This is a genomic window from Paraburkholderia bannensis NBRC 103871, assembly GCF_000685015.1.
Classification (GTDB): Bacteria; Pseudomonadota; Gammaproteobacteria; order Burkholderiales; family Burkholderiaceae; genus Paraburkholderia; species Paraburkholderia bannensis.
Genome location: NZ_BAYA01000003.1, coordinates 1 through 15814, shown reverse-complemented (window position 1 = coordinate 15814; position 15814 = coordinate 1). Strand labels below are relative to the sequence as shown.

At 67.0% G+C, this 15814-nt stretch carries 12 protein-coding genes; 6 read left to right on the top strand and 6 right to left on the bottom strand.

Translation table 11 applies throughout. The features are described from left to right. The first annotated feature begins 211 nt into the window (after positions 1–211). Positions 212–4636 (top strand): DEAD/DEAH box helicase, encoded by a 4425-nt coding sequence (locus tag BBA01S_RS39875; protein ID WP_084161772.1) that lies wholly within the window; start codon positions 212–214, stop codon positions 4634–4636. A 143-nt stretch (positions 4637–4779) separates the two neighbouring features. Here BBA01S_RS39875 and BBA01S_RS39870 read toward each other — a convergent pair whose 3' ends face one another. Then, a complete protein-coding gene (locus BBA01S_RS39870; RefSeq protein ID WP_407668286.1) occupies positions 4780–6921 on the bottom strand; it encodes a heavy metal translocating P-type ATPase in 2142 nt (713 codons plus the stop codon). Between the two features lie 129 nt (positions 6922–7050). Between BBA01S_RS39870 and BBA01S_RS48605 the strand changes: the two genes are divergently transcribed. After that, entirely contained in the window at positions 7051–7383 is a 333-nt protein-coding gene (locus BBA01S_RS48605; RefSeq protein WP_407668285.1) for a hypothetical protein, read from the top strand. Positions 7384–7420: 37 nt separating this feature from the next. Further along, the gene (gene cadR, locus BBA01S_RS39865) at positions 7421–7936 is read left to right on the top strand and encodes a Cd(II)/Pb(II)-responsive transcriptional regulator (RefSeq protein WP_063750518.1); all 516 of its coding nucleotides are present in this window, start codon (positions 7421–7423) and stop codon (positions 7934–7936) included. Positions 7937–8008: 72 nt separating this feature from the next. Here the strand turns inward: cadR and BBA01S_RS03125 are convergent, their stop codons facing one another. Continuing rightward, the gene (locus tag BBA01S_RS03125; RefSeq protein WP_027815149.1) at positions 8009–9469 is read right to left on the bottom strand and encodes a M20 family metallopeptidase; all 1461 of its coding nucleotides are present in this window, start codon (positions 9467–9469) and stop codon (positions 8009–8011) included. Positions 9470–9680: 211 nt separating this feature from the next. On the opposite strand from BBA01S_RS03125, the gene BBA01S_RS03120 reads away from it, so the two are divergent. Both BBA01S_RS03120 and BBA01S_RS03115 read left to right on the top strand, forming a co-directional pair. Next, a complete protein-coding gene (locus tag BBA01S_RS03120; protein ID WP_027815148.1) occupies positions 9681–10001 on the top strand; it encodes a superinfection immunity protein in 321 nt (106 codons plus the stop codon). A 163-nt stretch (positions 10002–10164) separates the two neighbouring features. Continuing rightward, positions 10165–10797 (top strand): LysE family translocator, encoded by a 633-nt coding sequence (locus BBA01S_RS03115; protein ID WP_027815147.1) that lies wholly within the window; start codon positions 10165–10167, stop codon positions 10795–10797. A gap of 50 nt (positions 10798–10847) precedes the next feature. On the opposite strand, the gene BBA01S_RS39860 is transcribed toward BBA01S_RS03115, so the two are convergent. The 4 genes from BBA01S_RS39860 to BBA01S_RS03095 all read right to left on the bottom strand — a co-directional run bounded on the left by BBA01S_RS39860 (position 10848) and on the right by BBA01S_RS03095 (position 14831). After that, positions 10848–11120, bottom strand: a complete 273-nt coding sequence (locus tag BBA01S_RS39860) for a YodC family protein (protein WP_042295836.1) — start codon at positions 11118–11120, stop codon at positions 10848–10850. 602 nt (positions 11121–11722) lie between these two features. After that, positions 11723–12289, bottom strand: a complete 567-nt coding sequence (locus tag BBA01S_RS03105; protein ID WP_027815145.1) for a carboxymuconolactone decarboxylase family protein — start codon at positions 12287–12289, stop codon at positions 11723–11725. Positions 12290–12342: 53 nt separating this feature from the next. Beyond that, positions 12343–13692, bottom strand: coding sequence for an aspartate aminotransferase family protein (locus tag BBA01S_RS03100; RefSeq protein ID WP_027815144.1), 1350 nt, complete (start codon positions 13690–13692; stop codon positions 12343–12345). 95 nt (positions 13693–13787) lie between these two features. Beyond that, positions 13788–14831 (bottom strand): C45 family autoproteolytic acyltransferase/hydolase, encoded by a 1044-nt coding sequence (locus BBA01S_RS03095; RefSeq protein WP_027815143.1) that lies wholly within the window; start codon positions 14829–14831, stop codon positions 13788–13790. A gap of 250 nt (positions 14832–15081) precedes the next feature. Between BBA01S_RS03095 and BBA01S_RS39855 the strand changes: the two genes are divergently transcribed. Next, on the top strand, positions 15082–15814 hold a 733-nt coding region (locus BBA01S_RS39855), incomplete at its 3' end, for an ABC transporter ATP-binding protein (protein WP_042295833.1).

Below are 15814 nucleotides of genomic sequence, written 5' to 3'. Positions count from 1 at the left end.
ACTGCGTTCGGGCGCGGCTTGCTTTCCGTCAAACCGGCGCGGGCGCACGGGCACCGCATCGTGAAACGCGGCGCGGGCGTGCCCCATGCCGTCGCGGGGCACGCGAGCGCGAAATTTGCGAGACTCCTTCCATGCGCGTCAGGACTGCGCTCTGGAATCGACTTGAAAGCGCGACTTGAAGCGCACGTCGCGCCCCCACCCCCTTGAGCCTATGGCCTCGCTCCCCACCCCGCCCGACGATCCGCTTGCCCTCTTCCATCCGGCCGTGGCCGCCTGGTTCCGGCGCAGCTTCGACGCGCCGACGCCCGCGCAGCGCGCCGCCTGGCCGCTGATCGAAAGCCGCCGCGCCACCCTCGTCGCCGCGCCGACGGGCTCGGGCAAGACGCTCACCGCCTTTCTCATCGCCATCGACGCACTGGTGCGCGAAGGGCTCGACAACGGCGGCGCGCTGCCCGACGCGACGCTCGTGGTCTACGTCTCGCCGCTCAAGGCGCTGTCGAACGATATCCGCCTGAATCTCGAACGCCCGCTCGAAGGCATTGCGGCGGAACTCGCGCACCTGGGCCTGCCGCCGGTCGAGATCCGCGCCGCCGTGCGCACCGGCGACACGCCGCAGCCCGAACGCGCCGCGCTGCGCCGCCGGGCGCCGCATATTCTCGTGACCACGCCGGAATCGCTCTACGTGCTGCTCGGCTCGGAATCGGGCCGCCGCATGCTGTCGAGCACGCGCACGGTGATCGTCGATGAAATCCACGCCGTGGCGGGCAACAAGCGCGGCGTGCATCTGGCCTTGAGCCTTGAACGGCTCGATGCACTGTGCGCGGAAAAGCCGCTGCGCATCGGCCTTTCGGCGACGCAAAAGCCCATCGAAACCGTCGCGCATTTCCTGGTCGGCATGGGCGACGATCCGGCTGCGCCGCCGCCCTGCGAAATCGTCGATGCGGGCCACGTGCGCAAACGCGATCTTGCGCTCGAAGTGCCGCCCGTGCCGCTCGAAGCGATCATGGCGAACGACGTGTGGGAGCGCGTCTACGACCGCATCGCCGAGCTCGTCGCGATGCATCGCACCACGCTGGTCTTCGTCAACACGCGGCGCATGGCCGAGCGCGTCGCGCGCCATCTCACCGACCGCCTCGGCAACGAGGCCGTGGCCGCGCATCACGGCAGCCTCGCGCGCGAGCATCGTTTCGAGGCCGAGCAGCGCTTGAAGCGCGGCGATCTGCGCGTGCTGGTGGCGACGGCGTCGCTTGAACTCGGTATCGATATCGGCGACGTGGATCTGGTCGTGCAGATCGGTTCGCCGCGCTCGATTGCAGCGTTCCTGCAGCGCGTCGGGCGCTCGGGGCACCAGGTCGGCGGCACGCCCAAGGGGCGGCTGTTTCCCACTTCGCGCGACGACCTGATCGAATGCACGGCCTTGCTCGACTGCGTGCGGCGCGGCGAACTCGACCGCATCACGCTGCCGCACCAGCCGATCGACGTGCTCGCGCAGCAGGTCGTCGCCGAAGTGGCCTGCCAGGAATGGAGCGAGGACGCGCTCTATGCGCTCGTGCGCCGCAGCGCGCCTTTTGCGCAGCTCGAACGCGCGCGCTTCGATGCCGTGTTGCGCATGCTCGCCGACGGCTACACGAGCCGTCACGGCCCGCGCGCCGCTTATCTCCATCGCGATGTCGTGAGCCAGACGCTGCGCGCGCGACGTGGCGCGCGCCTCGTCGCGCTGACTTCGGGCGGCACGATCCCCGATAACGCCGACTACGCCGTGCTGCTCGAACCGCAAAGCGTGCAGATTGGCACCGTGAACGAGGATTTCGCGGTCGAGAGCCTGGCCGGCGATGTGTTCCAGCTCGGCAATGCGTCCTATCGCATCCTGCGCATCGAGGCAGGCCGCGTGCGCGTGGAGGACGCGCAGGGCCAGCCGCCCAACATCCCGTTCTGGCTCGGCGAAGCGCCGGGCCGCAGCGACGAGCTGTCGTTCGCGATTTCGCGCCTGCGCACGCAGATCGAGGGAAAACTGGCCGAATTGCCAATTAATTCGGATGCCGAATCGTCAGCCGCGATCGAACACGCCACGGCCTGGCTCTGCGATGTGCTCGGGCTGGATGATGCCGCCGCGCGCCAGATCGTCGACTATCTGGCGCGCGCGCGCCAGGCGCTCACCGTTCTGCCGACGCACGATACGCTCGTGATGGAGCGTTTCTTCGACGAATCCGGCGGCACGCAACTGGTCATCCACTCGCCCTACGGCAGCCGCATGAATCGCGCTTGGGGCCTGGCGCTACGCAAGCGCTTTTGCCGCCAGTTCAATTTCGAGCTTCAGGCCGCGGCCACCGAAGACGCTATCATCCTCTCGCTGACGGGCGCGCACAGCTTCGCGCTCGACGAAGTCTGGCGCTATCTGCACTCGAACTCGGCGCAGCATCTGCTGGTGCAGGCGCTGCTGGACGCGCCGCTCTTCGGGGTGCGCTGGCGCTGGAACGCGACCGCCGCGCTCGCGCTGCCGCGTCAATCGGGCGGCCGCAAGACGCCGCCGCAGATCCAGCGCATGCGCAGCGAAGACCTGCTCGCCGCCGTGTTCCCCGATCAGGTGGCCTGCGTCGAAAACCTTGCCGGTGAGCGCGAGATTCCGTCGCATCCTCTCGTCGACCAGACGCTTGACGACTGCCTGCACGATGCGATGGACACCGAAACCTGGCTCGCGCTGCTGCGCCGCATGGAGTCGGGCGTTGTGCGGCTGGTGACGCGCGAGCTGCCCGCGCCCTCGCCGCTCGCGGCCGAGATCCTTACGGCGCGCCCGTACGCGTTTCTCGACGACGCGCCCATCGAGGAGCGGCGCACCCAGGCCGTGCTGTCGCGGCGCTGGAGCGACCCCGAATCCGCCGACGATCTGGGCGCGCTCGATCCCGATGCCATCGCAAGCGTGCGCGAAGAAGCCTGGCCGCAGGCGCGCAACGCCGACGAGATGCACGACGTGCTCAATACGCTCGGCGCGCTCGCGCACAGCGAGGCGCAGGCGCCTGGCTGGGCCGGATGGCTTGCGGAACTGGCCGCGAGTGGCCGCGCGACGCGCCTGCCGGTCGCGGATCACGAGGCGCTGTGGGTCGCCATCGAACGGCTCGCCTGTGTCCGCGCGATCTATCCGCAGGCGCGCTGCGAGCCGCCGCTCGCCGTTCCCGACGATCTTCAAGCCGACCCGCGCGGCGAAGCATGGAGCGAAGATTCGGCGCTGGTCGAGCTGATCCGTGCGCGGCTTTCGGGCTTCGGGCCGCTGAGCGTCGCGCAGGTCGCGCGGCCACTCGCGCTGGAAGCGAGCGTGGCCGCGCTCGCCCTCACGCGCCTCGAAGCCGAAGGCGCCGTCATGCGCGGGCGCTTCACGCCGGGCGCGCACGACGAAGAGTGGTGCGAGCGCCATCTGCTCGCGCGCATCCATCGCTACACCGTGCGCAAACTGCGCCGCGAGATCGAACCCGTCGAGCGCCACGATTTCATGCGCTTCCTGTTCGAATGGCAGCATGTCGCGCCAGGCTCGCGCGGCTCGGGCCGCGATGCGCTCGCGGCGATGCTCGACCAGCTCGAAGGCTGGGAGGCGTCGGCGCTCGAATGGGAGGACGAGATCCTGCCCGCGCGCATCGACGATTACTCGCCGCTGCTGCTCGACGAGCTGTGCCGCTCGGGCCGCCTCACATGGGCGCGGCTGCCTGCGCGCGCCGCTGCGTCGACGACCGTGCGCAGCACGCCGGTCGTGCTGCTGCCGCGCCGCGAGCTGCCGCGCTGGGCCGCGTTGCTCGAAGCGCCCGAGGCGCGACCGGAGGCACGCGCGCAGCGTGTGTACGACGCGCTGTTGCGCCACGGCGCGATGTTCTTCGACGAACTGGCCGCCGACGCGCATCTGCTGGGTGTCGAACTGGAAAACGCGCTCGGCGAGCTGGTGGCGGCGGGCCTCGTGAACGCCGATAGCTTCGCGGGCTTGCGCGCGCTGGTGCGGCCTGCGGCGAAGCGTTCGGCGTATCACGGCAAGCGGCGGCCGCGCGGCTTCGGGCCGCTCGTCGGATCGATGGCCGAAGCGGGGCGCTGGGCCGTGCTGCGGCGCGTGGCGTTGCCGCCCGAATCGCCTGACGAAGCCCCCGCGCGCGTTACACAGACGCGCCGCCTGCCCGCCGATGTCGAACTGCTGGAGCACGTCGCCCACGTTCTGCTGCGCCGTTACGGCGTGATCTGCTGGCAATTGCTGGCGCGCGAAGCGCCCTGGCTGCCGCCGTGGCGCGACCTGCTGCGCGTGCTGCATCGCATGGAGGCGCGCGGCCATGTGCGCGGCGGGCGCTTCGTGACAGGTCTCTCCGGCGAGCAGTTCGCCTTGCCCGAAGCGATCCCGCTGTTGCGCGAGGTGCGTCGCCGTGGCGCGCAAGCGGGTCAGGCCGACGATGAGGCGGCGCTGGTCTGCATCGCCGCGTCGGATCCGCTTAATCTGCTCGGCACCGTGCTGCCCGGCGAGAAAGTGCCCGCGGTCGCGGGCAATCGCATCGCCTTCCTGGACGGCTTGGCCGTCGCCACGCTGATCGCCGCGCGCGTAGCGTTTTGCGGCGATTTCGACGTCACTACCCAGGCTAAGCTGCGAACTGCCTTGATACGCTCAGGCTGACTTGCGGCGCGCCCTTCACGTTCGCAGTCGCGTTGCCGTTATGCGGTGCCACCGGAACCGGTCATTCAGTGGGGCTGTTGAGACTGGCTGTTAGTTGCATAACAGCGTCAAAAAACAGCGAGCCGTAAAGGCTCGCCGCTTCCTTAAGCCGCCAGCGTCGCCGGACGATTGGCGAAATGCCTGCGCACCCGCAGCCCGTTCGCAACGACCAGCAGGCTCGCGCCCACGTCGGCGAACACGGCCATCCAGAGCGTCGCCTCGCCCGCCAGTGCGAGCACCAGGAACACCACCTTGATGGCCAGCGCGAGCGCGATGTTCTGCATCAGCACCGCCGACACCTTCCGGCTGAGCCCGATAAACGCCGCGATCTTGCGCGGATCGTCGTCCATGATCGCGACGTCGGCGGTTTCGAGCGCCGTCGCGGTGCCCGCCGCCCCCATCGCGAAGCCGATGTCGGCGCGCGCCAGTGCGGGCGCGTCGTTGACGCCGTCGCCGACCATCGCCGTCATGCCGCGCTGCGTCGATAGTTCGGCGATGGCGTCCTGCTTGTCCTGCGGCAGCAGGTTGCCACGCGCATCCTCGATACCGAGCGGCCCGGCAATCGCGCGCGCCGTAGTCGGGTTGTCGCCGGTCAGCATGACGGGCGTCACGCCCAGCTTCTTGAGCGCACGCATGGCAGGCGCACTCTCGGGCCGCACGGCGTCGGCGACCGCGAACAGCGCCACCGCCTCGCTCGCCGAGCACAGCACGATCGCGGTCTTGCCCGCCGCTTCGAGGCGCGCAAGCTGCGTTTCCAGCTCCGGCGAGCACAGGCCCAGCGACTCGACGAGCCGATGGTTGCCCAGATGCCACGCCTCGCCGCCGATACGCCCCGTCACGCCCTGCCCGTTGAGCACCGCGAAGCCGTCGACTTTTGCCAGCGGCGACTGCGCTTCGAGCGCGCGCCATCCTGCCACGACGGCGCGGGCAACCGGGTGCGTGCTCGCATCGTCGAGACTGGCAGCCAGACGCAGCGCTTCGGATTTGGGCAACGCGTTCAGCGCGAGCACGTCCGTCAGTTGCGGCGCGCCGAGCGTGAGCGTGCCCGTCTTGTCGAGCGCCACCGCCTTGAGCAGACGGCCGCGTTCAAGCCACACGCCGCCCTTCACGAGAATGCCGTTGCGCGCCGCCGCCGCAAGGCCGCTCACCACCGTCACCGGCGTCGCCACGACCAGCGCGCACGGGCAGGCGATCACGAGCAGCACGAGCGCCTTGTAAAGCCAGGCGCTCCAGGCGCCGCCGATGACGAGCGGGCCGCCCACCGCGATCAGCACGGCGAACGCCACCACGGCCGGCGTGTAGTAACGGGCGAACTGATCGACGAAGCGCTGCGTCGGCGCGCGTTGAGCCTGCGCGTCCTGCACCGCCGCCGCGATGCGCGCGAGCGTGCTGTCACGCGCGGTCGCGGTGACCGTCGCTTCCACCACGCCATCGACGACGATGCTGCCCGCGTACAGCGCATCGCCCACGGCCTTGTCGACGGGCAGGCTTTCGCCGGTGATGGGCGCCTGGTCGAGCGCCGCGCGCCCGCTGGCGACCTCGGCATCGACCGGCACGCGCTCGCCGGTACGCACGCGAATGCGCGCGCCGACCGCGACTTCAGCGACCGCGCTGGTGCGCCATTCGCCTTGCGCAGCATTGGCGGCGGCGGCGAACCAGACCTCGGCGGTCTCGGGCGCGAGCGCCGTCAGCGAACGGATCGCGTGGCGCGCTCGCTCCAGCGACAGCGCCTCGATTTCCTCGGCCAGCGCGAACAGGAACACGACCATGGCCGCTTCAGGCCACTTGCCGATCACGATGGCGCCCGCCACCGCCAGCGACATCAGGAAATAAATGTTGATCGTGAAGTTCTTGAGCGCGATCCAGCCTTTCTTCAGCGTCGGCAGGCCCGCGCACAGCAGGGAGACCGCCGCGCAGACCAGCACCGGCACGCCCGCTTCCTGGCCGGTCGTCCAGGCGAGCACTTCGGCGCCTGCTGCCGCGACGCCGCTCGCTGCGAGCAGCAGCTTCTGGCGCATCGCGAGGCCGGGCGCGACGGCGGGTTCGCTGGTGCTCGCCCCATCGCCGTCGGCGAGCACGCGCGGCGCCATGTCGAGCGCGCGCAGCGCGGTTTCGAGCGGCTGCGCGTCCGTCAGCGTGTGATACACGGTCAGCTCGCGAGCCAGCAGGTCGAAGTCGAGCCGCGCCACGCCGGGCATGGGTTCGAGACGGTTGCGGATCAGCCGTTCTTCAGTCGGGCAGTCCATGTTCTCGATGCGGTAGCGCGCGCGCTGCGTGCCTGCGGGCGCGGGTGCCGCCGCACGGCTGCGCGTGGCCTGCGGCGCCGCGCCGTGACAGCAGGACGCGCCTGCGTGACTCGCGTGGTCATGGTGACCATGGCTACCGTGATCGTGGTCGTGGGTGTGCGAGTGATCGTGCGAATGGTCGTGTGCGGGATTCTCGTCGTGGCCGTGGCTGCATGCGTGCCCGTGGCCGTCATGGTCATGCTCATGGGCGTGGTCGTGAGCATGACCACCTTCGGCGCCTTGGCATGCGTGATCATGCCCCGCTTCGATTGCATCGCGCGTCGCCGCGCACGCGCCAGGCGCCGCCGTGTCCAGCTCACCGGCACGCGCCCGAAAACGCTGCGTCAACGCGCCCCGCGACAAGAAAACATGAACCATGGCCGAATTCTCCCAAAAGTGACAGAATCATTGGACAGCCTGTAGCCGCTACAGGGTCAAGCGCTTTTTGGGAATCGTAACGATGAGAATTGGAGAACTGGCACGCCACGCGCATTGCGACGTCGAGACGGTGCGCTTCTACGAGCGCGAGGGGCTGCTGGACGAGCCCGCGCGCGAAACCAACGGATACCGCAGCTACACGGCAGCGCACGCCGCGCAGCTCAACTTCATCCGCCATTGCCGCTCGCTTGGCATCGGCTTGTCGGATATCCGTATGCTGCGGCGCTATCAGGCCGACCCTGACCAGCCCTGCGACGAGGTGAACGAGTTGATCGATTGCCAGATCGCGCGCATCCACGAACAGATCGAAACGATGCGCGTGCTGGAGCAGCAGCTGCGCACGCTGCGCGACAGCTGCAACGCGCGCCATAGCAGCGCGGAGTGCGGGATCATGAAAAACCTGGAGCAGCCCGTCGACGAGGAAAACTGCTCCTGCCACGCGGACGCGGCACATGCGGAACATGCCGATCACGGCGGCGATCGCGATCCGGTCGCCGAAGACTCGCCGCATAAAAACGCGGCCCACGCGCACCGCTGACACGGCCGCACGCATCGTCGTGCGGCCCGAGCCCGTGTGGCGGCGCGCTCCGGCCATCAGGCCGGAGCTGGATCAAGGCGCCGAGGCAATCACCTCGGCGACCGTGGCCGTGAGCTTCTTCGCGTAAGGCACGTGCAGGAACTCGTTAGGGCCGTGCGCGTTCGACTTCGGGCCGAGCACACCGCACACCATGAACTGCGACTTCGGGAAGCCTGCTTGCAGCACGTTCATCAGCGGGATCGTGCCGCCCTGGCCGAGGTACGCGCAATCCGCGCCGAAGTGGTTGCGCGAGGCCGTATCGAGCGCCTGTGAGAGCCACGGTGCGAGATCGGGCGCGCTCCAGCCATTGGCCGCGCCGACGTCCGGCTTGAAGGTGACGCGCGCGTTGTACGGCGGATCGACTTCGAGCAGCGCCTTGAGGTCAGCAACGGCCCGGGCCGCATCCAGCAGCGGCGGCAGGCGCAGCGACAGCTTGAACGCCGTGCGCGGACGCAGCACATTGCCCGCGTTCTCCAGCGCCGGCAGCCCGGCCGCGCCGGTCACCGACAGCGACGGCCGCCACGTGGAATCGAGCAGCGCCTGTTGCGGATCGGTCGTGGTCGGCAGCACGCGACGGCCATCGAGACCGCACGCCCACGGCATGCTCTTCCAGACGTTTTCGCCGAGAATCTTCGCGGTGACTTCCGCTTCGGCCAGCCGCTTCGACGGAATCGGAATATGGAAGCCTTCCGGCAGCAGCGTGCCGGTGCGCGCATCCTCAAGGCGCTCGAACAACTGGCGCATCACGCGGAAGCTAGACGGCGCGATGCCGCCGTATGAGCCCGAGTGAATGCCCTCTTCGAGCACTTCCACTTCCAGGTCGCCCGTCACGAGACCGCGCAGCGACGTCGTGAGCCAGAGCTGATCGTAATTGCCCGCGCCGGAGTCGAGGCAGACCACGAGACCCACTTCACCCAGACGGTCGCGCAGCGCGTCGACGTAAGGCAGCAGATCATAACTGCCCGACTCCTCGCAGGTTTCGATCAGGCCCACGCAGCGCGGACGCTCAACGCCCTGGGCGTCGAGCGCGGCCAGCGCCGTGACGCTTGCGTAGATCGCGTAGCCATCGTCGGCGCCGCCGCGGCCATAGAGGCGGCCGTCTTCGAACTTGGGCGTCCACGGGCCGAGGTCGTTACGCCAGCCGTCGAATTCAGGCTGCTTGTCGAGGTGGCCGTAGAGCAGCACGGTTTCCGTGCTGCCCGAGCGCGTGGCAGGTGCTTCGAAAAAGATCACCGGGGTGCGGCCCGGCAGGCGCACGACTTCGAGCTTCAGGCCGCGCACGGGCTGCGTTTCGGCCCACTTCGCGGCCTCCAGCACCACGCGCTCCAGATAGCCGTGCTTCGCCCAGTTGGCGTCGAAGGCGGGACTCTTCGCGGGCACTGCGATGTAATCCGTGAGCGCCGGAACGATTTCGTCGTTCCATTTGCGCTCCACGAACGCGCGCAGGTCGTCGTGATTGAGTTGGCGGGTGACCTCTGTCGTGTCTGAGCTCATGGTGTGGGGAGTCTTTGCCGGAAAAACCCCGATCATAGACCCGAACGTGCGTTCACCCAAAGGCCCCACGCGCACGTTAGCCATCCGGCCAGGACTTGTCAGATTCTCTTCAGACTTTTGCCATTCATTTGAAAGGCCATTCTTACGCACGAGTGCGATCCGCGCGACAATGAACCTTCGGGGGGCGACACCCTGTCGCGGAGGAATCGTTATGGCAAGTCATTCGATATTCGAGATGGTGGTGCTGCTGATAGCCGTCATGCTGTACTTCCTGCCCGCGGTACTGGCCGACCGCCGCAAGCGCCACGACCTGCTGATCATCGCGCTCTTCAACGCCGTGGTCGGCTGGACAGTGCTGGGCTGGTTCCTCGCGCTCTTCTGGGCCTTGCAGCCGAATCCGCCCAAGGATATCGGCGACAACGTGCAGAAGAAGAAAAAGATCATCGGCATGCAGTTGTTCTCGCGCCGCCTGGACGCTCGCGCCCAGGCCCGCCAGTCGCGCAATTCCGAGCGGGAAGGCCCCTCGCGCTAAAGCGTCCGCCAGCCCCTGGCCAAACGGCCAGCGATGCACACCAGGCCGGGCGCAGACCCGCCAGCCATGAAATAATTACGAAAAACCCCGCTGCGCCCACCGCCACCTGCGCGCGTGCCGCATCTCTCCCAGCAGTCTGACCCGCCGCATCACGGAGCCCGCTATGCCCCATGTCGCCCCGCTGTTCGCCTTTGCCGCCGTTGCCCTCGGCATGGCGCTCACACCCGGCCCCAACATGATCTACCTGATCTCGCGTTCGATCTGTCAGGGACGCAAAGCCGGTCTGATTTCGCTGGGCGGCGTCGCGCTAGGTTTCGTCTTCTACATGCTGTGCGCGGCGTTCGGCATTACCGCGCTGCTGATGGCGGTGCCGTTTGCGTACGATGCGCTGCGTCTGGGCGGCGCGCTGTATCTCGCCTGGCTCGCCTGGCAGACGCTCAAGCCGGGTGGCCGCTCCCCGTTCCAGGTGCGTGAACTCACGCCCGACCGGCCGGGCAAGCTGTTCCTGATGGGCTTCGTCACCAACCTGCTGAATCCGAAGGTGGCGATTCTGTATCTGTCGCTGTTGCCGCAGTTCATCGACCCGAGCCAGGGCAGCGTGCTCGCACAGTCGATCGAACTGGGCACGGTGCAGATTCTGCTGTCGATTACGGTCAACGCCACGGCGGCGATCACGGCGGGCACGATCGCGTCGTTTCTCGCGGGCCGGCCGAAGTGGCTCACGATCCAGCGTTATCTGATGGGTACGGTGCTGGCTGGCCTCGCCATGCGGATTGCCGCGGAAGGTCAGCGCTAAGTCACTGAGTCAAACGGAAGACAGGAAACGGGCGCCGCGCGGGCGCCCGCTCACACGCCCCGCAGGGGCATGCGCATCCTGACGAGGCCCGCCGAAATCAGGCGCGGCTCCATCTTCACCATGTCCTGCGCGAACATGTCCTGGCGCAGTTCGCCGTGTTCGTCGAACCATTGGCAGATCAGCCAATGGCCGCTCGCGAAGCCCACCGGCCCCGCGTACATGACGGTCATGCGTGGCCCACCCGATTTGAGGGTGACCACGTCACCAATACCCGCATCGGCGCTATGCGGGCTTTCGGCAACCTCTTCGGTCGTATCAAGCATGGAATTCCCCGAGTAAAAAGCTCGTGCCTCGAATAGTCCCCGGAGCGGGCTCTTACCCGCCTGATGTCACATAAGCCGCCATTTCGATAATGTTATTGCGGCGGCTTTCAAGAAGTCTGGCAAGACTAACAATGCGAATTAATTCGCGCAAGCGATTTTACCCCACCTGCGGGAAAGCCGTATTCAAGCCGAAAATATCCATCCGGCTAATTGCCCTGGCGAGGCGCGGCTACCCACGCTTTAGCGCGCGGCCTCCAGCAGTGCACTGCGCAAACAGTCTTATTATTTCAATTATCGACGGCATAATGCCGCAACAATCAATCGCGCGAAACACATCAATAAGCGTTACCGGGCGCGCCATTAACCATATAGTTCAAATCAACCGACGATGACGGATACGCGCGAAAACGTTTACTGTCAAAAAACGTTCACTCGTTTTATTTTTTACTCATCACACGATCAGATATTGAGATTTTTGCGGTAAATCCATTAACCGACCGACGGGTTAATCAGTGCACTGAAATATGGCTGTCACGTCATTTATAAAAAAACGCCCCATCCGGCGATAACCGGATGGGGCGCTGGTTCAGCGTGATGCGGGCTTACTCGGGAAACGGCAGCGTCGTCTGGCCTTGCGCACGCATGCCGAAGACGTTGAGCGTCATCGCCACCAGCGCGTAGTAGCCCAGCAAGCCGACCAGGTTGATCGTCGTCTGATGACCGAAACGCTCCACGGCGCGCGCATAAGTGGCGTCCGAGACGCGCTTCGTGTCGTAAAGCTCGCTTGCGAAGGCGTAGATCAGCGCGTCGTCGGCTTCCTCGAAAACCGGTTCGGCGCCCGTGCGGATCTGCTCGGCGAGCGCCTCGGGCACGCCCGCTTCAATCGCGATCGGATAGTGGATGTACCACTCCGCCTGCGCCTGCCAGCGCACTGCCGTGACCAGAATGGCCAGTTCGGAAAGGCGCAGCGGCAAGCCGGTGCTGTACCGGCAGAACGCGCCCAGGCGCTGGGCGTGCTGGGCCAGCTCGGGGCTATGGATCCAGCCGAGGAACGGCCCGTTCAGGTTGCCGCGCGGGCCGGACAGGATTTCAGCGAGCACGGCCTGCTGCTCGGGCGTCGCACTGGCCGCCTCGAAGGCGGGCAGGCGCGGGTTCTGGGATTGCGTCATCGATTCGCTCCTAAGAAATAGGCTGGAGGAGGCTGAAACAGGCTGGCCGCGGCTCAAGCAGCCTTCGTCACACCGGTCGCCTCAAGCGCCGCGCCAATCGCTGCCGCCAGGCGATCCTCGATCGTGTCGATATCCTGCGCCGTGCAGATGAACGGCGGCGCAAGCAGGATGTGGTCGCCGTTCTGGCCGTCCACCGTCCCGCCCATCGGATACACCATCAGCCCGCGTGCGAAGGCTTCGCGCTTGATGGCCGCGTGCAGTTTGAGCGAAGGATCGAAGCTCGCCTTGCTCGCGCGATCCTTGACCAGCTCCACGCCCACGAACAAGCCGCGACCGCGCACATCGCCGACGTACGGGTGCTGCGCATAGCGCTCGCGCAGACGCGAGCGCAGTTGCTCGCCGCGCGCCTGCACGTTGTCGAGCAGCCTGTCTTCGGCGATCACGTGCTGCACGGCGAGCGCCCCCGCGCAGGCCGTCGCGTGGCCAATATACGTGTGGCCGTGCTGGAAGTAGCCGCTGCCGCCCACGATGGTGTCGTAAATCCGCTGGCTCACGAGCGTCGCACCGATCGGCTGATAGCCCGCGCCGAGACCCTTGGCGATCGTCAGCAAGTCGGGCGCCACGCCGTCTTCCTCGCAGGCGAACAGATGACCGGTGCGGCCCATGCCCGACATGATTTCGTCGAGAATCAGCAGCACGCCGTAGCGGTCGCATACCGCGCGGATCTTGCGGAAGTACTCGCGCACGGGCGGCACCGCACCAGCGGTCGCGCCGACCACCGTCTCGGCGACAAAAGCCGCGACGTTTTCCGCGCCCAGTTCGAGGATTTTCTGCTCCAGCTCGTCGGCAAGGCGCTGTGCGTAGACTTCATCGGTTTCGCCGTCCAGGCGCTCGCGGTACGCGTAGCACGGGCTGACGTGGTGCGATTCAATCAGGATCGGCAGGAACGGCTCGCGACGCCACGCATTGCCGCCAATCGCCAGCGCGCCCAGCGTGTTGCCGTGATAGCTCTGGCGGCGCGCGATGAAATGGCGGCGCGAGCGCTCGCCCTTCTCGACGAAATACTGGCGCGCGAGCTTGAGTGCGGCCTCGATCGCCTCGGAACCGCCCGAGACGAAATACACGTGATCGAGCCCGGCGGGCGCGCGCTCGATCAGGTAATCAGCGAGTTGCTCCGACGCTTCGGTCGTGAAGAACGAGGTGTGCGCGTAAGGCAGCGTCTGGGCCTGCTGCTTGATCGCGTCGATCACGCGCTGGTTGCTGTGGCCAAGGCACGAGACGGCCGCGCCGCCGCTCGCGTCGATGTAGCGCTTGCCGGTGGAATCGATGATCTCGATGCCCTCGCCCGCCACCGCGACGGGCAGCGTTTGCTTGGGCATGCGATGGAAAACTTTGCTGGACATAGTGGTTCTCGCTTGTTCCCGCTGGTTCTCGTTTTAAGCGGGTATCTGTGTCGAAATTCGTTGAATTCAGTAAAAACCTGCGGCGCCTGAAATGCTCAGGCCGCGCGCGCAATCTGCATCGCCAGCGTGCGGGCGCCGTCCTGCCAGACGTCGAAGCTCACGCCATCGGACGCAATCCGCATGCAGGCGGTCGCGAGCGTGTTTTCGTCGTCGGGATCGCGCGGGTCGTCGCGGAAGATCGGCAGGCCCGCGCCGCCACGGTCTTGCAGCGTGCGTACGAAGGCCGCGCCGTCAGGTTGCGCGCCGAGTGCGGGCAGCAACTGCGCGAGGCGCGCCTGGCGGTCGCGCGACGAATCGGTGACGATCTGCGCTTCGTTCTCGCAACCGGCGTGAATCAGGTGGTTGGCATGGCCGCAAGGCGCGCCCACTTCGACGACCGAGGCGCGCTGCGCCGTGGCTTCCACGCTATAGACGCGCACCGCGCCCGCTGCGTCGATGCCGCCGACCGTATGGTGAAAGCCGCTCGCGCGCGGCGTGTCGCGCAGCAGCGTGAGCGCGTCGTCCAGCGTCGCGGCGTCGAGCACCGCGCGCGCCAGAATCATGCGCGGCACCCCGGCGCGCGGCTCGCGAATGCGCACGTTGTTGATCGCCTGCGCCACGCCCGCGCGGGACGCCGCGAACGTGTGCCCCGGCAGCGAGCCCGGATAGTAGAAGCTCACGAAGCCCGGCTTGCCTTGCGGCGCGACATCCACCACGGCGCAGCGGCCGCGCAGATACGGGTCGCCGTCTTCGTTATGAGCAATCAGACCACCCGCAGCCCCCGCGCGCACGGCGAGCGTCGTGCAGCCGTCGGGCGCGTTATGGATCAGCTCGCCGCGGCAGTTCCACAGGAACAGGTCGTCAGCCGGCCAGCCGAGCGCCGCCGCCATCGCATCCAGTTCAGCCACATAAGTGGGGAAATGCTGCTCAGCCGCCGCGCGCAGCTGCTGCACGAACGCGTGGCCGCGCCAGCGGCTCACCGCCGCCCAGGCGCCGCTTTGCGCCATATAGGCGCCGAAAACCGGCTTCGCGAGTTCGCCGAGCTGCCGCCCGATCGCCTCGGGCGTGCCGCCCATCCGGAAAGTGTTGAGTGCCTGCATCGTGGTGACTTGCCTGTCTATCCGCATAACAGCCAGCATGAATGCCAGCCTGAATTAGTCGATGCCGGATTTATACGCCTCACAACAAACGTTGTCAAATTAGCGGTGAATCACAACGAATGAACAGGAGGCGCTGCCCAAACATAAAGGGTGCGTACGCCAGGCGCGGCTCGCCAGGCCTGAAGCGGGCCTCATGCGGCCCTGAAGCGGCCCCCGATGCCCTGCCCCCGATTCTGGTAATGTCACGCACATGCAAACGATCCTCTCCATCGAGAATCTCTCGAAAGTCTATGCATCGGGGTTCCGCGCGCTTTCGGGCGTCAACCTGGACATCGACCGCGGCGAAATTTTCGCGCTGCTCGGCCCGAACGGCGCCGGCAAGACGACGCTCATCAGCATCATCTGCGGCATCGTCAACGCGAGCGAAGGCCACGTGCGTGTTGCGGGCCACGATATCGTCGCCGACTACCGCGCCGCGCGCTCGCTGATCGGCCTCGTGCCGCAGGAGCTGACCACCGATTCGTTCGAAACCGTCTGGGCCACCGTCTCGTTCAGCCGCGGCCTGTTTGGCAAGCCGCCCAATCCGGCCTATGTCGAGCGCGTGCTGCGCGACCTCTCGCTGTGGGAAAAGCGCAATAACAAGATCCTGACGCTGTCGGGCGGCATGAAGCGCCGCGTGCTGATCGCGAAAGCGCTGGCGCACGAGCCGCAAGTGCTGTTTCTGGACGAGCCGACCGCGGGTGTCGACGTCGAACTGCGCCGCGACATGTGGGAACTCGTGCGGGGCCTGAAGGCGAGCGGCGTGACGATCATCCTCACGACCCACTACATCGACGAAGCGGAAGAGATGGCCGACCGCATCGGCGTCATCAATGCGGGCGAGATCATGCTGGTCGAGCGCAAGGACGCACTGATGCGCAAGCTCGGCCGCAAGCAGCTGACGCTGCAACTCGACGCGCCGCTGGGCGCGATTCCGCCCGCGC